Genomic DNA, 19,052 nt, shown 5'->3' with positions numbered 1-19,052 from the left:
GAAGAAATCATCGTGAAAAAAGAAAACTATCTCTACCTCCTAATCTTAATAGGACTACAAAGTTATCAAAAGAACTCAATAGCGGACGAGTTTGAGACTTCCCTATTGGTAGGCAAATCTGCACAAGGAGATATTTCACGATTCTATACCGACAGTAAAATTCCATCAGGTAAACAATTAGCCGACCTTTATGTAAATAATAATTGGAAAGGCCAATTTGAAATTGATATCAATAATGATGGTAAACTGATTAGCCTTGCTGCTGATGATGTGCAGAAATTAAACCTGAATTTATCTTCTGAGGTGATTGAACAAACCAAACAACAGTCATTTATTCCTATTGATGATTTAGTGGCCAATATAAAATATAAATTCAATATCAACGACCTACGACTCAATATTACCGTCCCTCAAATCGCTCTGAAACAACTCGAAGCTAACTATGTTGACCCCAGTCTCTGGAATTATGGCGAACCTGCAATTATTTTTTCTTATAATACAAATTATTATAGTTACAAAGAGAAAAAAAACTCTAAAACTAGCAGTGACAATTTTTTTGCTACCTTAAATTCAGGCGTTAATTTAGGCGCTTGGCAATTTAGAGATGAATCCAGCTATCGACATAGCTCTCATAGTAGCCAAAAATGGAAAAACAATACCCGTTATGTTTATCGTCCTCTAAGTACAATCAAATCCGGGTTGAAATTAGGTGATTTTTATACACCCGCAGCCCTATTTAATAGTATTCGAGTTCGAGGGATTGCATTGGCAACAGAAGCTAGTATGTTGCCAAATTCAAGTCAAAATTTTGTACCTATTATACGCGGTGTCGCTCAAACAAATGCCTTAGTCAGCGTGTACCAAAATAATAATCTGGTTTATCAAGAAAGCGTTCCCCCTGGTGAGTTTGCATTTAATGACCTGCAGCCTAGTGCTGGTGGAGGTGACTTATTCGTCGTTGTCCAAGAAGCTGATGGAAGGCAAGAAACCTTTACTGTGCCCTATTCTGCTGTACCTGACATGCTCAAACAGGGCGTTTATAATTACAGCCTTATTGCTGGGCAAACTAAAATCGACAATACCCATTATCAACCCAAATTTACTCAAGGTGAGTTTCACTATGGATTAAATAATTTAGTGACACTTTATGCAGGAATGCTATTTAGCGAAAAATACTATTCTGGCGTTATAGGGAGTGGTTGGAATTTTAGTTTTGGGGCCATTTCAGCTGACATTACGCAAGCAAATACTAAATTGGATTCAGGAAATCACAGTGGGCAAAGCTACCGCCTGACTTATAACAAATATATTAATGCAACATCGACCAATTTAACCTTGGCGTCATATCGTTATTCCACTAGTGGTTACTATAGCTTTATTGATGCCATTTATTCCCAAGATAATTATCGCGCTTGGAAAGCTTATCAAGACCAGTTATCAGAAAAACTCGGCAATAATATTCCACCTGAGCTTTCACTCACTAATTATGACGCTTTACGTGGTTCACGTGCTAAAAATACATTTACGTTGAATTTAAACCAACAATTAGCTGATGGTTATGGTTCGGTATTCATATCGGGTACACACCGTGATTATTGGAATGCAAACGGTAATAGCCGTGAATATCAAGCCGGTTACGCAAACAATTATAACGATATTTCCTATAGTGTGTCTGTTTCACGTGTTCGCAATTACGACAGCGAAGAAGAAACTCGTATTTATGCCAACTTTAGTGTTCCTTTTTCTTTATTTGAAAAACGCGCCAATATTAGTATGGGAAGCTATTTCACCGACTCTCGTTATCAACAAACTACGCTGAGTGTCAGTGGTATTGCAGGTAAAAATGACCAAGTCAATTATACGCTAACTGCAACGAACCAAAGCGGTGGTAATAACTTAGTTGGTGGGAACGTCAGCTATCAGCTTCCCTCTAGCACGCTTTCAGGATCTTACACAGAGGCCAATAATTACCGCCAAACGGGTTTAGGCGCCAAAGGAACTCTGGTTGCTATTCCTGGACATATTGTTTTTTCAGGGGAAACAGGACAGACCTACACCATCATTGATGCTCCAATGGCCAGTGACATGATGGTCAATGCCGATAAAACCACCTTAACTAATCAACAAGGTGTTGTTTTAGTCGCTAACTCCACACCCTATAGAACCAATACCTATACCTTGACAGATACAGAGAAAACCGCAGGCGCTGAGGTGCTCGGTAATATGGCAAATGTAAGTCCATATCAAGGGGCGGTAAATTACATCAAACTCGAGACCGATACTCGACAAACTTATATCATCCGTGGCGCTCTTGCTAATGGCGATAGCTTACCTTTTGGAACAGAAATCACAGATGCTAAACAACAGAGTATTGGTTATGTCGGCCAATCTGGCGTGATGTATATCAAAAGTGAGCAATTACCGATGGCATTACACATAAAGCTTAAAGGGAAACAGACATGTGTTATTGAGCCGCTACTCAACACGATGGATAAGAACAAAAACCTCTGTCGATAAAGGAAAATATGATGAAAAAATCACTTTAGCACTGATGTTTTCCAGTATATTGGCTTACAGCCAGTTTTCCTCAGCACATTGTAGACAAACTTCTACCGTGACGGCTCCCGCTCTTGCTTTTGATTTATCGACAGAGCTCACCAGTACATCGACTCAAGTTAGTAAAAATAGTAGAACCATCTACCCTGGGACTTTTACCTGTACTGCAAGAGGTATACTTTTTCCTAACTCTATTGGTATCGCATCTCCTTTCCAAGGCAGAACCGCCACTATTGGTTTTAATGGTGGAAAGCAGTTTGTCTCAATTACAGTCACTGCATTAGAAAAAGATAGGGTTATCGGCCTTACGGAAGGTGTACATCAAGGTAGTGAACTCGATACAAATTTTACCGTTCAATTTAATTTGCTTGCGACTAAACCCGGAACCAACTATGTCGAAGTATCAGGAAGCACCGCCACAGTTACCCCTATCGTACTCGCCTCTGATGCTTCCAGCTTGGGAATTTTACAGTGGCTATTAGATATTGTATCTAAATTAGTCACTTTTCTGTTAACGCTGCAATGGCCAACCAGTGCTGATGATATCTACTTACAACCAATTACCTTAACTTATAATCCAATCCTCACTACCTGTAATTTTGTTAACCAAGGTTTAGTCGTTTCGCTACCCCCAGTAAGCATCAATGCAGTGAAAACTGCAACCAGAGCGGGCTATACGCCATTCACACTTAATTTTACTTGCCAAGACTTTTTAGCAGGCGGTAATGCTTCTCGTGATGTATCTATTTTTTTATCCAGTAGCAATTTGCTCTCAAATGATAAAGCAACATTGAATAATTCCATTAGCCAAGGCGCTAAAGGCGTTGGCTTCCGATTAGTTAGCGCAAGTAATCTCAATACACCGTTAGTGCTTTCAGATAGCGTGGCAGCTAAAAATGGAGCGACAAATATTTTTACTGTCCTCAAGGGAAATCCAATCTCTCCTTCTTTTTCAGTAAATTTAGGAGCTTATTACCATGCATACAACCCAAATAGTGTCACTCAAGGGCAAGTCTCAAGTACTGCAACAGTTGTGATGTCATATAATTAACAAGGAAAATACCATGGTGGGATTCATTAAAATTACAGGGTTCGCTACATTACTATTTTTTAGCTTCCAGACAAGTGCAAGTCTTGTTTTGCAAGGAACACGAATTATTTTTCCTAGTGATAAAAAATCCGTCGGAATTCAACTTACTAATTACAGTGAACAAGCCACATTAACTCAAAGCTGGGTGGATGAAGGTAATTCGGACTCGACACCAGAAACGACGAACGCACCATTTATTGTAACGCCCCCCGTCACTAAAATCGCAGCAAATGACGGAGTTCAATTACAAATACGTTTTATTGGTGACAAACTCCCTACGAATAAAGAGTCTGTATTTTATTTAAATGTATTAGACATTGCGCCAAAGCCAAAACAAATAAATAGTGCCAATATGCTACAGTTTGCCATTCAAACACGAATTAAAGTTTTTTATCGCCCTACAAACCTCACAGAAAAGCCAAACAATGTCATCAAAAACATCCAATTTCATTTAGCTAAAGACGGTATTGTCGTCAATAACCCCACCCCTTATTTTTTAAATATTGCCAATATCTATCTGGCTAATAATAAAAGTCGTTCTATTGCAAAAAGCTCGATGGTAGAGCCATTTTCATCACAAACTTACTTTTCAACCGCTGATATTAATCACGGAGAAAATATAACAATGATTTACATTGACGATACTGGAAAACAAATTCAATACCAAACCAAGCTATAAAATAGGCTTAACCGCTTCTATAACTTGGCAGGTGAATATTAAGATTGAGCCACCACTTTAGGGCGGATAAACACGGCAGGTACAGCGAGAAGAGCCATTAAGTAAAACACCACCCCATGATGAGCAGGCACTCGCTCATAAATGTATCCGACAATAATAGTCAGTACGGCTAACCCGCCGCCAGTTGCGAGTGCGGAGTAAACACCTTGTAATGGGATAATTTCATTTTCTTTTCTTGCACTAATAAAGCGCATTGCGGCTAGGTGGCAAATTGTAAAAGTACCACTGTGAAGAATTTGTACCACGATTAATACCGGTAATGCAGTAAACGCTCCCATCAAGCCCCAACGAATAATTCCACAGAAGGCAGATAACAACAGTAAATTTCGAGCGCTCCAACGCCTAAATAAACGGTGGCTTAACATAAATACAATGACTTCAGCAACCACACCGAGCGACCATAAATTACCGATAACTAAATCTGAATAGCCGGCTTCTTTCCAAAATAGGGAAGCAAAACCATAATAAGCCGCATGAGCCCCTTGCAGTAACGTAACACAGATAAGAAACCTAACGACGTTTTTATCCGCAATCAATTGTTTAAACGTAACCTTATTACCACCATCCGCTTTCGCTGCCCCCATTGGCATAATTGCTGGTTTCAGCATTGCGCCTAGTAATAATGCTAAACAGCTTACTATCAAGGCCACCATGATGGCTTTATTTCCCCAAACACCGGCTAAATACCCCATCAGTGAGGAACCTATAATAAAAGCTATCGAACCCCAAACGCGAATTTTGCCGTAGTCAAAGGTAAATTGTTTTTGCCATGTCCCCGCCAGTGAGTCACCCAGTGGAACCATTGGTGCAAAAAATAAGTTAAACCCAATCATTACAAACAACAGCCATGCCCAGTGAGAACCCAGAGCAAAACCGACAGAAAAAATAAGTGAAAGCCCTGCGAGTAAGCGTAGAGCAGTAATAAGTTTCGAGGGCTCTTTAACTAAAGGAGTAATAAACATCGCACCAAGGAAACGGGCTGCTAGCCCGACCCCTAACAAAACACCAATCATTTCTGCATCAATTCCCTCACCTTGTAACCAAACTGACCAAAATGGCAAGAAAATACTGTAGGCAAAAAAGTAGGTAAAATAATCAATAGCTAGCCAACGCGTTGATGGAATGACCATCACTCCTCCGTTTTTTCAATGCAAAAAACCCGCTCATACATACATGTAGAAGCGGGTTTCAGTAATTAATAATACGTTATGTTATGCGTAAACTGGGTATTTTTTGCAAATTGCTAATACTTTTTGCTTCACGCTCTCAATGGTCGCTTCGTCATTGAGGTTGTCTAGAATATCACACATCCAGCCAGCTAGCTCACCCGCTTCTGCTTCTTTGAAGCCACGACGCGTAATCGCAGGAGAACCAATACGTACACCAGACGTTACAAATGGGCTCTTAGGGTCGTTCGGTACACTGTTTTTGTTAACAGTGATATTCGCACGGCCAAGTGCAGCATCTGCATCTTTACCTGTGATGTCTTTATCAACCAAATCAACTAAGAATAAGTGGTTTTCAGTTCCGCCAGATACCACTTTGTAGCCACGTTTTTGGAAAACATCGACCATTGCCTTCGCATTCTTAGCAACTTGCTGTTGATAAACTTTGAATTCAGGTTCCATCGCTTCTTTCAGAGCAACCGCTTTACCTGCAATAACATGCATTAAAGGGCCACCTTGAGATCCAGGGAATACCGCTGAGTTGATTTTTTTGTACAACTCTTCGTCACCACCTTTAGCTAAAATTAACCCACCACGTGGACCCGCTAAAGTTTTATGCGTTGTTGTTGTCACAACGTGTGCATGAGGAACTGGGTTTGGATAAACACCCGCAGCAATCAAACCTGCAACGTGAGCCATATCAACAAACAGGTAAGCGCCGATACCATCTGCGATTTCACGCATTTTTGCCCAATCAACGACACCTGAGTACGCAGAGAAACCACCGATAATCATTTTTGGTTTGTGTTTTTCCGCTTGCGCTTTGATATCGTCGTAGTCAATTTTACCGCTTTCATCAATACCGTAAGGCACGATGTTGTACAGTTTACCTGAGAAGTTAACTGGTGAACCGTGAGTTAAGTGACCACCATGTGCTAGGTTCATTCCCAGAACGGTATCACCAGGCTGTAATAACGCCATGTAAACTGCAGCGTTAGCTTGTGAACCTGAGTGCGGCTGCACATTCGCATAGTCAGCACCAAATAGTTCTTTCGCACGGTCAATCGCTAATTGCTCTACCACGTCAACATACTCACAACCGCCATAGTAGCGTTTGCCTGGGTAGCCTTCTGCATATTTATTGGTTAGCTGAGAACCTTGAGCCTGCATGACTCGTGGACTGGTATAGTTTTCAGAAGCAATTAATTCAATGTGTTCTTCTTGACGTTGTACTTCTTGCTCCATTGCTTCCCATAATTTCGGATCGTAGTCAGCAATATTCATTTCACGCTTTAACATTCGCTTCTCCTGCCTCAGCAATTCAATAGGTTGAAAATCGATTCATCGCAATGACACACAGTGTAAACTCTTTTTCTCTCTTGAGATAGCCCTAAAGAAAAAATATACGCAAACGATTGCATTAATTTTTTTCACTTCATTTGCTTCTGAAGGCTTCATTATAAAATAGCTCAAATTTTAATTTTTAACGGACAAACATCCAGATTTGCTATTCCCTTCTCATTATGTGCCTAAATCCACCCTATTTTTCCGATTTGAGTCTTTACATAAACACGTAAATATTATAAGTTGTATTTAAAATACATCTTTATAATCACCTTCATCGTTCGCAAAAAAATAGGGGTTAGCTGAGATGAAATAAATTTATCTAACTAATCTACAAAGGAATATTTTTAGATCGCAAAAATTTGCCTTTTGCCATAACTATAATGAGAACATGAAAATAATTCAGGAGCACCTGTATGCTAGATAGCCAAACCATTGCCATTGTTAAATCAACCATTCCTGCCATTGCTGAAACAGGGCCAAAACTGACCGCGCATTTTTATGATCGGATGTTTAAACAGCATCCTGAATTAAAAGATATTTTCAACATGACTCACCAAGTGAATGGGGACCAACGAGAAGCCCTTTTCAACGCTATCTGCGCATATGCTGTGCATATTGAAACTCCTGAGGCTCTTATTTCAGCTGTCGAAAAAATCGCCCAAAAACATGTAAGCTTAAATATTAAACCTGAGCACTATCCAATCGTCGGGGAAAACTTACTCGCGGCTATTGATGAACTCCTCAACCCAGGCCAAGAGGTTCTTGATGCATGGGGAAGAGCTTACGGTGTTTTAGCCGATATTTTTATTGGTAGAGAAGCTGCAATTTACCAAGAAAATGCGGATAAAAATGGGGGTTGGGAAGGCTTACGTGAGTTTAAATTAGCGCAAAAACAACCACAAAGTGATGTGATTACAAGTTTTGAATTTGTTCCTGTCGATGGGCAACCTGTCGCTGATTACCGCCCAGGCCAATATATCACTATTTATGTCAACAACCAGGGATTTGAAAACCAAGAAATCCGCCAATACTCTCTGACCACTGCACCTAATGGCCGTAGCTACCGTATTGCGGTAAAACGTGAAGAACAAGGCTCCGTTTCTAATTTCTTACATCAACAATTAAATGAAGGTGATAGTGTACTGCTCGCACCTCCATGTGGTGATTTCTTTATTGATGTTGATGGTCAGACACCTGTTACCTTGATCTCTGCTGGCGTTGGTTTAACTCCAATGCTGAGCATGTTAAATCATCTAACAGAACAAGGTCACAACGCACAAGTTAATTGGTTCCATGCCGCTGAAAATGGTGCCGTTCATGCCTTTAGGCACGAAATTCAACAACTATTAGCAAAACAGCAAACCAGCCAATCCGCGATTTGGTTTAATCAACCAAGAGAGGAAGATCGTCTCGGGTTTGATTACCAATATGAAGGTTTAATGAATTTAGAATTGGTACGTGAATGGATTGAGCAACCGAATATGCAATTCTATTTCTGTGGCCCTATTGGGTTTATGCAGCACGTAGGTAAGCAGCTAATTGCAATGGGTGTCGATACCAGTGCTATTCACTATGAATGTTTTGGACCACACAAGGTATTACCCCTCAATTAATTCACAAAAAATGCTCTTCTGTTTAGAAGAGCATTCTATGAAACATATTAACTGAAGAAAATGGGTTAACTAGTTAAATATTCGTAGTTTTCTAATTTAGCGGTAACGGGCTCGCATAATAAATACACAATTCTAATCCCATTCCTGTGTATTTTCCGTTACCGCATTTTCATACAAACTTAATTTATTAAATTGCTTCTTCGTCTTGCTCACCGGTTCGAATACGGATCACTCGAGCGACATCATAAACAAAGATCTTTCCATCACCAATTTTGCCAGTTTGTGCAGTTTGCATAATGGTTTCGACGCAGTTTTCAACGATGTCATCAGGTACTACAATTTCAATTTTTACCTTAGGTAAAAAATCAACCATATACTCTGCGCCACGGTAAAGTTCAGTATGCCCTTTTTGACGTCCAAAACCTTTCACTTCAGTCACTGTCATTCCAGTAATACCCACTTCTGCCAGCGCTTCACGAACATCATCAAGTTTGAATGGCTTTATAATTGCATCAATTTTTTTCATAAATAATTCCTGTTATGACCAGTTTTTACGGCCAAAACCTGAGGTGATCGGATAACGACGGTCTTTGCCAAAATTGCGCATCGTAATACGTGGCCCAACAGGCGCCTGACGACGTTTATATTCATTAATATCAACAAGGCGCACAACTTTGCGCACCACGTCTTTATCAAAACCAAGTTTGATTAGGTCATTAACTGACAAGTCTTTTTCCACATAGCCTTCTAATAATGCATCTAACACATCATAAGGTGGCAAACTGTCTTGATCTAATTGCCCTGGCGCAAGTTCTGCTGATGGCGGCCTATCAATCACGCGTTGTGGGATTGCTGGAGAGATAGTATTACGGTATTTAGCCAACTCAAAGACAAGGGTTTTAGGCACATCTTTTAACACGTCAAAACCACCCGCCATATCACCATACAATGTCGAGTAGCCAACCGCTGACTCACTTTTATTACTGGTAGTCAAAACTAAGCGACGACGTTTATTCGACATCGCCATTAAAATAACGGCTCGGCAACGCGCTTGTAAGTTTTCCTCAGTTGTATCAACCGCGGTTCCTTCAAACATAGGCGTTAACTGTGCCATAAAAGCATCAAACATCGGTTCGATAGATACGATATCGAATTCAACACCAAGCAAATCAGCTTGTTCTTTAGCGTCGTGGATACTCATCTCAGATGTATAGCGGAATGGCATCATGACCGCTTGCACGTGCTCTTTCCCTATTGCATCAACGGCAATAGCCACTGTTAACCCTGAATCAATCCCGCCTGATAGCCCTAAAATAGCCCCATTAAAACCATTTTTATTGATGTAGTCGCGAGTAGACATGACTAAAGCTTGGTATACCTGCGCCACAGGGTCATTCTCAATAAATACGCTACCTTCGCTCACCAATGCAAGTTCATCAAATTGCACTGTGATAACCTGCTCTTTAAATTCTTCCAATTTAAAGGTTTGCTTGCCTTTGTTTGCAATGATTTTTGAGCCACCATCAAACACCAATTCGTCTTGCCCGCCAACTTGATTGAGATACACAATTGGCATATGAGTGCGTTTACAATGATCGACTAATAAATCAGTTCGAATATGTTCTTTATTAATATCATAAGGAGATGCATTGATTGTCAGTAATATTTCAGCGCCAGCCCCTTTTACTGCATCAACCGGTTCGTCATACCAAATATCTTCGCAAATCAATAAGCCGAGCTGGTAACCTTTAAATTCAACAACACAGGTTTTTTCATCTGCGGTGAAATAACGAGGCTCATCAAACACGCCGTAATTTGGTAATTCTTGTTTAAAATAACGTGCATGCAATTTGCCTTGATAGAAAAAAGACAATGCATTATAGATATCATCCCCTTCATACCATGGATGACCAACAATAATTGCCGTTTCTTGGCTGGCTTTTTGCAAACGGTCGAGTTGTACTAAACAGCGGTCCTCAAAATCAGCTCGGAAAATTAAATCCTCTGGTGGGTACCCTGTCAAAGACAGCTCTGAAAACATGACAATATCTGTGTTTGGTGCTTGTTCACTCACAACTTGCAACATGCGATCGCAGTTGCCTTCGATGTCACCGACTAACCAATTAAGTTGTGCTAGTGAAATATTAAGCTTACGGCTCATAAGGTGTTTTTTCTCCCGGAGCGTGAATATGAATTGCCTTATTCCACATAATGTAATCGATAACAACTATGTGGTAAATAATTCTTATTTATTCTTTAAAATCATTGGCTTCTAAATCGTGTCGACCAAGTAATTTGTAAAATTCTGTGCGGTTTCGCCCTGCCATTCGGGCAGCTTGGGTGACATTCCCTTTTGTCATTTGTAATAACTTACGTAAATAATTCAATTCAAATTGATTACGAGCTTCAACAAATGTCGGCAAGGCCGTATTTTCACCTTGAAGCGCTTGGCTAACGAGTGCTTCGCTGATAACAGGAGACGTTGTTAATGCAACGCATTGTTCAATAACATTAACTAATTGACGAACATTGCCCGGCCAACTCGCTGTTATTAAGCACTTCATGGCGTCACTGGAAAAACTACGCACGAAAGGTTTATGCCGTGATGCAGATTCACGCAATAGATGATTTGCTAATAATGGAATATCTTCAGAACGTTCATTTAACGCAGGAATACGCAGATTAACCACATTTAAGCGATAATAGAGGTCCTCACGAAACTCATTTTTTTCCATCGCTTTAGGCAAATTCCGGTGAGTTGCGGAGAGAATTCGCACGTCAATATCTAAATCGCGGTTACTACCTAAAGGGCGAACTTTGCGTTCTTGCAATACTCGCAATAATTTAACCTGCAATGGCATTGGCATATCGCCAATCTCATCTAAAAATAACGTACCACCGCTGGCTGCAAAGAATAACCCTTCGCGGTTACTTACTGCGCCGGTAAAAGCCCCTTTAGCATGACCAAATAATTCAGACTCTAATAATTGTTCAGGTAATGCACCGCAGTTAATGGCAATAAACGGCTTACGTGCCCTAGGGCTAGCTTTATGAATAGCCTGAGCTAAAACTTCTTTACCTGTACCACTTTGCCCATTAATTAGCACGCTAACATCAGATTGTGCCACCATATGCGCTTGTTCTAATAGCCGAATCATTAAGGGGCTACGCGTGACTATACCAGCGCTCCACTCCTCATCGCTAATCGGTGTCGAAGAGAGCGCGAGAGCTTCATCGATTGCTTTATATAATGCGTCTTTATCTACTGGCTTAGTTAAAAAACTAAATACGCCTCGTTGTGTTGCCGCGACGGCATCAGGGATAGAACCATGAGCAGTGAGTATGATAACTGGCATGTTTGGATGGGCTTTTTGTATCTCATCGAAAAGCGCCATACCATCCATTTCATCCATGCGTAAATCGCTGATCACTAAATCTAATTTTTCTTTTTGTAAGATTTTTAGTGCTTCAGGGCCGCTTTCTGCTGTAGTGACTTTAAAACCTTCACTACTCAAGCGCATGCCTAACAGTTTAAGAAGGCTCGGGTCATCGTCAACTAGCAATAAATTTGCTGACTTACGATTCGTCATTTTTGTTCATTCTCCGATGAATTTTGCTCTACTGGAGAAGATGCGCTGCTATCAGGCTTTGGCTCTTCTGAGGAAATAGGCTTATCTCCTTCAACCCCATTCTCTACATCTTTTTCGGTTTCGTTGGTGCTTTTCTTACGAGAAGAAAGCTGGCGTTCAATATCCGTTAAATTTTCAAGCTTACGGGAGGTCGTATTCAGTTCAAAAGCCAATTTAGCATTATCTTCCTTTAGACGGTCGAGTTTTGTATCCATTTCTTGCTGTAGACGTTTATAACGAACCCCTGCATCTGACAGATTGATAATTTGTACTTGTTGCTCACGCCATAATTGTAATAATGGACGTACCCCTGTGGGAAAATTCAAACTGTACGTATTTATGCTATCAAGCATTTTACGGCGCTCTGCAATAGACGGGTCAGCAGAATTCAACAAAATATTTTGTTGAAATGCACTCGACCAATTTGTTACGTCTATTTTACCTGCATCTTCACGTGCTTGACTGGTTTCCGTGCGATCTGCGCAGTCCATCATTCGTAACCAAAATAATGCATTTTCCCGTGCAGTTGGCTGGTCATTGTTCCAAATAGATTCACATGATGTATAACGGTAGTCTGTGACTTTAACTTCAGGCACAACAACTTGCGCCAGAGTTTCGAGTGGTGACTGACCATTTTTTACTACACATCCACTTAAAATTAGGGAAAATAAAACCGCCCCAAAATTGAGCCCTGTACGTCTCATCACATAAGGTACTCTTTGGTTATATTTACTTAACGATGCGTTACGGTAAAGTACCGCCCAAACACCTGTAGACCGATTTACCATTATTCATTCTCTGCGGTTAGAGGCAGTTCAATTCTAAAACAGACATCTGCTGATTTGTTGGGAACGAGAGAAAGTTCTCCCCCCATTTGTTTAATACAATCTTGCGCAATACTCAGCCCTAGCCCACTTCCTTTGACAGCACCTTTTCTTTGTAGTGAACCTTGATAGAACGGCTCAAAAATCATACTTTGCTCAGACTCAGGAATTGGCGTCCCCGTATTCGCAACTTCAATCAGAAGCTTATTACCTGTTTGGCGACTAGAGATCCAAATATTACCTGATTCGCCACCATAGTGCACCGCATTGGAGTAGATATTATCAATAACTCGTCCTAAAAGTGAGGGTTCGGCTAAACAGCTGTCCACTTTTAAACGCACTTCTGTTTTAATATTTTTAGCCCGTGCCGGTAAATTATGTGCTTTAACAATATCTTCAATGAGTTTTTGTAAATCAACAATTTGTGCTTCTGGCGGGTCATCGACAAGCTTACGATTATAATCAAGTAATTGCTCAATAAGTTGCTGAAGATGCTTACTGCTGTGATCAAGAATTTCTACAACTTCTTTTTGAGACACCGTTAATGGCCCTGCCACCTCATCAGCGAGTAATTCTGTTCCTTCACGCATGCTTGCAAGAGGTGTTTTTAATTCATGTGAAATATGGCGTAGAAACTCGTGGCGCTGTGATTCAAGCCATGCGAGTCGTTCACTTAGCCAAATAATCCGCTGTGCGATTGTCCGTAGCTCCCTAGGGCCTTTAAAGCGTTCAATATTATTCGCAATTGTACGCCCAGTACCGAGACGGTTAATCATTCGTTCGATAGCTTTAACTGGGCCAATAATCATCCGAGTAAATAATGCCACTAGCAATGCGCTTAATAAGAATAAAATTAAGCTTTGCCAACCAAATAATTGGCCTTTATTCGCAATCGCTTTTTGCAGCTGTTCCCCACGGCTAAAAATCACATCACGAGTTTCTTGCACTAATGAGGCATTTTCGGCAGAAAATTGTTCTAAAGCCCGTGTGATTTTTTCTGTCGGTTCATTGTTTTCACACACAACCGTTTTAAGTACATCCAAAGTCTTAGTCAATGCAGAAGTGTCTGACGAGGTAGGTAAGATCGTTCGCTGACGTTCAAACATTTGCTGGTAGTCTGCAAACTGTTTCTGATATTGAGTATGCAATGTAGCATCTTGCAAAACACAATATTGACGATAGCTCCGTTCCATTTCTAAGGCGAGGCTACTCATCACTTCACTACGCCGTGCGTCAAGTAACGTGGTTTTATTGATATTGGCAGCTTGGTTACTCAGTTGCTCTAGGCTTTGATATGCCTGATAGGCTAATACTAATAAAGGAAGTAATACAAGCCAGAATGCCATCACAACTAGTTGACGCAAGGAGCGAGGGAAAAAACGCCATTTACTCAATACATTCATCTCATACCCATTAAACGTATTGCAATGGTAGCAGAACTCCCTGTAATGCGAAAAGCACAATCCAAATTCTGTGTCCCATAGCGTTAAAATCAGACTAAGTGTAACAATCAAAAAGCAATGAACGTGCCAAGTTAATTGGTAAAAAATGATAATTTTCAGATAGGTATGTTCAACGCTCCGGATGTTCCTTTTTCGCATAAACGAAAGCATAAAAGAATCGATAGGTCTTACTAAATGAATTCTTTCGTCTTTTCTTTAGTTTTTTCTTTAAAAATAAAACACTAAGCTATGCCCTAAATAATTCGGATTGCAGCTAGGCGCCAAGTGAAGATATCTCTAGGAGCATACAAAAGTATGTGACTAGAGTGGCTGAACGCAGGTAACAACGCTGCGGTTCGAAGTATGACGGGCATAGGGCGGCAAGAGAAGATATCTCTATGAAACATACAAAAGTATGTGACTAGAGTAGCTGAACGCAGGTAACAACGCTGCGGTTCGAAGTATGACGGGCATAGGGCGGCAAGAGAAGATATCTCTATGAAACATACAAAAGTGTGTGATTCGGGTAGCTGAGCGCAGGTAACAACGCTGCGGTTCGAAGTATGACGGGCATAAAACAGGAAGGCGGGATGAAGTATTGACCTTCACCCCGCCAGCGATAACAACTTCTATAATGCTTTTTATATGATTATGTCTTTACATTAAAGATAATCATATAGGTGGTGCCTCACTCCACGTGTCGCCCTGTGTTTGATAAGGCCCGAAGGCGAATATCTATGCTGTTGGACGGTAGGCACCTTACTTTGGCGTCATTCTTGGTTTATGTGGTATGTACCCAACTAATTTTGGACCTACATAAGAAGTTGAATGAGCAACTGAATATTATTATGCACAAGCCGTGCCAACTTTTCAAGAAATTTTATATCTACATGATTAAAAACAAAATTTATTTTTAATCCCACTTTAGCTACTTTTTAATACACCGTACCCGCTTACTGTTTTTTCTTAAGTGTCGCTAATTTATGACACCCGATTAGCTCATTTTCAAATACCTTAAATATCAATAAGATAAATGTCGCCTTTTGGAGACACGGCTATAGTGTGTTTGTCTCTTATTTAAGACACTGTCGTTTAATCACACATTAAATATACACTTAATATAAATTAAATTAGAATAATTAATGATTTACCGTAAGGCACTAATTAAGATAGAGAGCAAGACAACAATATATAATTGATATATTTGACTTTGGTTAAATCCATCTATAATAAAAACAGCAGAGATACTTTACCAATCATTATATTTTATTGTTACTTTCTCGTTTAAGGTGTATTTATGAATAAAATGCCCTCATTACCTATGCAGGATCTTCAACCAGCTTTACATATTTTAGAGCAATCTATTGGCTATTTATACCAAGCTGCACTACGTGCCGCGGTGAAACTGCGTATTGCAGAAGCATTACAATCAGGTTCCAAAACAGCTGAAGAACTCGCCAAAGAAACGGGAGCAAATCCCCGAGAACTCACTCGATTATTACGATTATTAGCCACTAAAGATATTTTTAAGCTAACCCCTGATAACAAATTTGACCTCACACCCGCCGCACAATATTTATCTGAAAAGAATACGTTTTCATTACGGCAAGCGGTATTGATGTTTACTGACCCTTCGTTCTGGTTACCCGCAGGCGAGTTACACCGCAGCGCGTTTGAACCCCATTTGTTTAACAGCATGTTTGGAATGAGTTTTTATGAATATTGGGATGAACGAATTACTGATAGTGATAATTTCCACGAAGGCATTTCGTCTGTAAGTAAATTAGAAAATGCATTTGTCGTAGAAAGTTATAGTTTCCCAGATAACGCTCTCGTTGCAGACATTGGCGGCGGCTGTGGTGGGTTACTTTTAGAGGTTATGAAAGCAAATTTAACATTAAAAGGCATATTATTTGATAAAGCCCAAGTATTAGAAAAACATATTTTTAATCAACTAGATGACCCCACACGTTGGAGCATCCAAGCTGGCTCATTTCTTGAAGTCTGCCCTGAAGCTGATATTTATTTACTCAAGTATATTACTCATAATTGGTCAGATACTGTTGCAATAAAGATACTTAAAACAATTAGAAAGTCGATGAGTCCTAACTCTAAGTTACTAATCATTGAAAATATTGTTACCAACGACAATCACCCCCACTTCAGTAAAAATATGGATTTAGTACAGATGGTTTTATTTGATGAAGGCCATGAACGCACAGAAACTGAGTTCAATTCACTGCTAAATCAAGCAAACTTACAATTAAAACAAATTATTTCAACACAATGTCATATTTCCATTATTGAAGCATACCCCATTTAACGTCCGCTATCCTGCTTTATACAATCAAAGCACTAAAGCAGGATAATGAAAGAAAATACCTGATGAATATCAGAATTTTAAATTATGTTAGTAGCTTATCCCTGTTCGTCTTGCTATAAGATTTGCCAATACCCTACTCATCAAATTGATAAAAATATGATAAAAATCGCGTTAGTTGATGACCATATCGTTGTGCGTTCTGGCTTCGCACAGCTATTAACACTTGAACCTGATATTTCGGTTGTCGGGCAATATGCTAATGCTCAAGAAGCTTGGCCTAATTTGCTTAATTTAGATATTGATGTTGCCATCATGGATATTTCGATGCCAGATGAGAACGGCCTGCAACTTTTATCACGGTTGCGCCAAAAAAAGCCGGATTTTCGCACCATTATCTTGAGTATTTATGATACCCCCGCTTTTGTGCAAAGTGCTTTAGATGCTGGAGCCAGTGCGTATTTAACTAAACGCTGTGGCCCTGAAGAATTAGTGCAAGCGGTTCGCTCAGTGCACCAAGGAGGCTGCTACCTATGCGCCGATGCCATGAGAGCGTTACGCCACTCACCCCAACCGCAGCAAAGTCTACAAGAACTCACGCCTCGGGAACGGGAAGTGTTTGATTTATTAGTTGCTGGCTTGAGTGTAAAAGTGATCGCAGAGCAACTTGAATTAAGCCATAAAACTGTGCATGTGCATCGTGCAAATATATTAGGCAAATTACAATGCGAAAATACCATCGACCTTGTTCATTACGCGTTAGAGCATAACCTAATATCAAGGTAATTTCGGCATGAATAAAAGCTTACGTTTAACACTGCAGTCCATCTTTCTATTTTTTACCTATTCTCTGTTATGGATTGGGTTGTGGATCATCGGCTTTTATTTAAGTCAAAACAGTTTTCAAGCAACTTTATTTCTTCCGCAAGGCTTGCGCCTAGCATTGATGATTATCCTGTGGCGACGTTACTGGCCAACACTACTACTCAGCGAAGGGATATTAAATTTTTGGTTATCATCAGAGCAACTGCTCTTCCAACCTGTTTTACTGTTATCTCCATTATTGAGTCTCGGTGTTGCCTTCGTCATTCAAAACATTTGGTGGCGCTATACGTTATATTGGCAACGATTACTATTATTACTCGCAGGTGTCGCCGCAAATAGTGTATTACACGCTTTATTATTCAGTGGGTTATCATCTTATTCCATTAGCCAATTATTCCTAACAACATTCACCGGAGGAATACTACTCTCTCCTTTTGTTTACCTTATTTATGAATATCTCCACGAGCAGCACTACCAAATGCTCCTTGATTATGGAACGCCAGATAAACAATTACGAACCTCTTTAATAGTTTGGTGTTTTCTATTCTGTGTCGTTGGGTTGAGTGCCCAAGTCTTTTTTGCCCCCGAAATTGAGCGGTTAATTGTCCTACTCGTCTTTATTCCTAATGTTTTTATGGCTTATCGCTATGGTTGGCAGGGCGGCGTACTTTCTGCATTATTAGGCAGTTTAATTATTACTTTTGCACGGCAATTTCACGGTGCCTTTGTTGATTTAGAAGAGCTAGAAATGTTTCTCAGTTCCCAAGCCTTAATTGGCATTGGGCTTGGGATAGCAATTAGCCGACAAAAACAACTGGCGAGTAACCTACAGCGCTATCGACAACGCTTAGAGCAAGAGCTAAAAGCGCGACGCGACTTAATGTTACAACTCGTTCATACCGAGGAAGATATCAAAAAAGCGATTGCTCGCGAGTTGCATGATGAAATTGGGCAAAATATTACTGCCATCCAAATTCAGTCAATGCTAGTGAAAAAAACAGCGTCTGACGACATCAGCCACCAAGCAGCAAGTCAAATAAATGAACTAGCTCAGCAAATTCACCAATCTACGCGGCAATTATTGCGCCAATTGCGCCCTCCCGTATTGGATGAAATGTCCCTTGAAAATGCACTTAAGCACTTAATTACTGAATTTTCTTTTCCACAGAATAATATTCAATGTCACTTTCACTATGGCTTACAAGAAACGCCGATCAATGAAACGGTTTTATTTACACTTTATCGCCTCGTCCAAGAATTACTTAACAATATCAGTAAACATGCAAAAGCCACACAAATTCACATATCTCTTCAGCAAATAGGTGACTCGATCCAGCTAGTTGTTGATGATAATGGTGTTGGTATTCCATTTAGCAAACGCACGAGTGGCTTTGGTTTACGCGGTATTGAGGAGCGAGTTCGAGCCTTAGGTGGTGACTGGACATTGACCACACAAAACGGAACACAAATAAGTGTTAACTTGCCCACATTTTGAGATAAA

General features: G+C 40.1%; 14 protein-coding genes. 7 read left to right on the top strand and 7 right to left on the bottom strand.

Annotation, left to right across the window (positions count from 1 at the left end; genetic code table 11):
- Positions 1 to 12: 12 nt before the first annotated feature.
- Genes PR834_RS08980 through PR834_RS08970 form a run of 3 tightly spaced genes read left to right on the top strand, consistent with a single transcriptional unit; the run spans position 13 to position 4,325 of the window.
- Positions 13 to 2,517 carry a fimbria/pilus outer membrane usher protein gene (locus PR834_RS08980; RefSeq protein ID WP_272536601.1) on the top strand — a complete coding sequence of 835 codons (2,505 nt, stop codon included), beginning with the start codon at positions 13 to 15 and terminating at the stop codon, positions 2,515 to 2,517.
- Entirely contained in the window at positions 2,462 to 3,607 is a 1,146-nt protein-coding gene (locus PR834_RS08975; RefSeq protein WP_336298232.1) for a fimbrial protein, read from the top strand. The genes PR834_RS08980 and PR834_RS08975 overlap by 56 nt, the downstream gene beginning before the upstream one ends.
- Before the next feature lie 13 nt (positions 3,608 to 3,620).
- On the top strand, positions 3,621 to 4,325 hold the full coding sequence (locus PR834_RS08970) for a fimbrial biogenesis chaperone (RefSeq protein ID WP_272536600.1): 705 nt from the start codon (positions 3,621 to 3,623) through the stop codon (positions 4,323 to 4,325).
- 38 nt (positions 4,326 to 4,363) lie between these two features.
- Here the strand turns inward: PR834_RS08970 and PR834_RS08965 are convergent, their stop codons facing one another.
- Together PR834_RS08965 and glyA are read right to left on the bottom strand one after the other, a co-directional pair.
- Entirely contained in the window at positions 4,364 to 5,515 is a 1,152-nt protein-coding gene (locus PR834_RS08965) for a 3-phenylpropionate MFS transporter (RefSeq protein WP_094961706.1), read from the bottom strand.
- Positions 5,516 to 5,596: 81 nt separating this feature from the next.
- Complete coding sequence (glyA, locus tag PR834_RS08960; RefSeq protein WP_004264933.1) at positions 5,597 to 6,850, bottom strand: serine hydroxymethyltransferase; 1,254 nt, start codon at positions 6,848 to 6,850, stop codon at positions 5,597 to 5,599.
- Between the two features lie 461 nt (positions 6,851 to 7,311).
- Here glyA and hmpA point away from each other — a divergent pair, with 461 nt between their 5' ends.
- Positions 7,312 to 8,511 carry an NO-inducible flavohemoprotein gene (hmpA, locus tag PR834_RS08955; protein ID WP_272536599.1) on the top strand — a complete coding sequence of 400 codons (1,200 nt, stop codon included), beginning with the start codon at positions 7,312 to 7,314 and terminating at the stop codon, positions 8,509 to 8,511.
- Between the two features lie 187 nt (positions 8,512 to 8,698).
- Here the strand turns inward: hmpA and glnB are convergent, their stop codons facing one another.
- From glnB to PR834_RS08930, 5 genes are all read right to left on the bottom strand, one after another.
- Positions 8,699 to 9,037, bottom strand: coding sequence for a nitrogen regulatory protein P-II (glnB, locus tag PR834_RS08950; protein WP_004912721.1), 339 nt, complete (start codon positions 9,035 to 9,037; stop codon positions 8,699 to 8,701).
- Between the two features lie 12 nt (positions 9,038 to 9,049).
- Positions 9,050 to 10,672: an NAD+ synthase gene (locus PR834_RS08945; RefSeq protein ID WP_004264936.1), complete on the bottom strand. Its 1,623-nt coding sequence runs from the start codon at positions 10,670 to 10,672 to the stop codon at positions 9,050 to 9,052.
- A gap of 88 nt (positions 10,673 to 10,760) precedes the next feature.
- Complete coding sequence (gene glrR, locus PR834_RS08940; RefSeq protein WP_004264938.1) at positions 10,761 to 12,101, bottom strand: two-component system response regulator GlrR; 1,341 nt, start codon at positions 12,099 to 12,101, stop codon at positions 10,761 to 10,763.
- Positions 12,098 to 12,928, bottom strand: coding sequence for a two-component system QseEF-associated lipoprotein QseG (qseG, locus tag PR834_RS08935; protein ID WP_004264939.1), 831 nt, complete (start codon positions 12,926 to 12,928; stop codon positions 12,098 to 12,100). The genes glrR and qseG overlap by 4 nt, the downstream gene beginning before the upstream one ends.
- Positions 12,928 to 14,367: a sensor histidine kinase gene (locus tag PR834_RS08930; protein WP_153673946.1), complete on the bottom strand. Its 1,440-nt coding sequence runs from the start codon at positions 14,365 to 14,367 to the stop codon at positions 12,928 to 12,930. Before PR834_RS08930 ends, qseG begins: the two co-directional genes overlap by 1 nt.
- Positions 14,368 to 15,703: 1,336 nt before the next feature.
- Between PR834_RS08930 and PR834_RS08925 the strand changes: the two genes are divergently transcribed.
- From PR834_RS08925 to PR834_RS08915, 3 genes are all read left to right on the top strand, one after another.
- A complete protein-coding gene (locus tag PR834_RS08925; RefSeq protein ID WP_272525237.1) occupies positions 15,704 to 16,729 on the top strand; it encodes a methyltransferase in 1,026 nt (341 codons plus the stop codon).
- Between the two features lie 156 nt (positions 16,730 to 16,885).
- Positions 16,886 to 17,512 (top strand): response regulator transcription factor, encoded by a 627-nt coding sequence (locus tag PR834_RS08920; protein WP_094961704.1) that lies wholly within the window; start codon positions 16,886 to 16,888, stop codon positions 17,510 to 17,512.
- A gap of 7 nt (positions 17,513 to 17,519) precedes the next feature.
- Positions 17,520 to 19,046, top strand: coding sequence for an MASE1 domain-containing sensor histidine kinase (locus PR834_RS08915; RefSeq protein ID WP_196724331.1), 1,527 nt, complete (start codon positions 17,520 to 17,522; stop codon positions 19,044 to 19,046).
- Positions 19,047 to 19,052 lie beyond the last annotated feature (6 nt).

The sequence above is a fragment of the Providencia sp. PROV182 genome (assembly GCF_028480325.1).
In the GTDB taxonomy this organism is placed as follows: domain Bacteria; phylum Pseudomonadota; class Gammaproteobacteria; order Enterobacterales; family Enterobacteriaceae; genus Providencia; species Providencia hangzhouensis.
The sequence above is the reverse complement of the archived record's forward strand: the minus strand, read 5'-3'. Positions and strand labels throughout refer to the sequence as shown.

Coding starts and splice junctions, on each gene's coding strand:
- PR834_RS08920 (WP_094961704.1), top strand. CDS start 16,886: ATGATAAAAATCGCGTTAGTTGATGACCATATCGTTGTGCGTTCTGGC.
- glrR (WP_004264938.1), bottom strand. CDS start 12,101: ATGACGAATCGTAAGTCAGCAAATTTATTGCTAGTTGACGATGACCCG.
- PR834_RS08915 (WP_196724331.1), top strand. CDS start 17,520: ATGAATAAAAGCTTACGTTTAACACTGCAGTCCATCTTTCTATTTTTT.
- hmpA (WP_272536599.1), top strand. CDS start 7,312: ATGCTAGATAGCCAAACCATTGCCATTGTTAAATCAACCATTCCTGCC.
- glnB (WP_004912721.1), bottom strand. CDS start 9,037: ATGAAAAAAATTGATGCAATTATAAAGCCATTCAAACTTGATGATGTT.
- PR834_RS08945 (WP_004264936.1), bottom strand. CDS start 10,672: ATGAGCCGTAAGCTTAATATTTCACTAGCACAACTTAATTGGTTAGTC.
- qseG (WP_004264939.1), bottom strand. CDS start 12,928: ATGGTAAATCGGTCTACAGGTGTTTGGGCGGTACTTTACCGTAACGCA.
- PR834_RS08970 (WP_272536600.1), top strand. CDS start 3,621: ATGGTGGGATTCATTAAAATTACAGGGTTCGCTACATTACTATTTTTT.
- PR834_RS08930 (WP_153673946.1), bottom strand. CDS start 14,367: ATGAATGTATTGAGTAAATGGCGTTTTTTCCCTCGCTCCTTGCGTCAA.
- glyA (WP_004264933.1), bottom strand. CDS start 6,850: ATGTTAAAGCGTGAAATGAATATTGCTGACTACGATCCGAAATTATGG.
- PR834_RS08965 (WP_094961706.1), bottom strand. CDS start 5,515: ATGGTCATTCCATCAACGCGTTGGCTAGCTATTGATTATTTTACCTAC.
- PR834_RS08925 (WP_272525237.1), top strand. CDS start 15,704: ATGAATAAAATGCCCTCATTACCTATGCAGGATCTTCAACCAGCTTTA.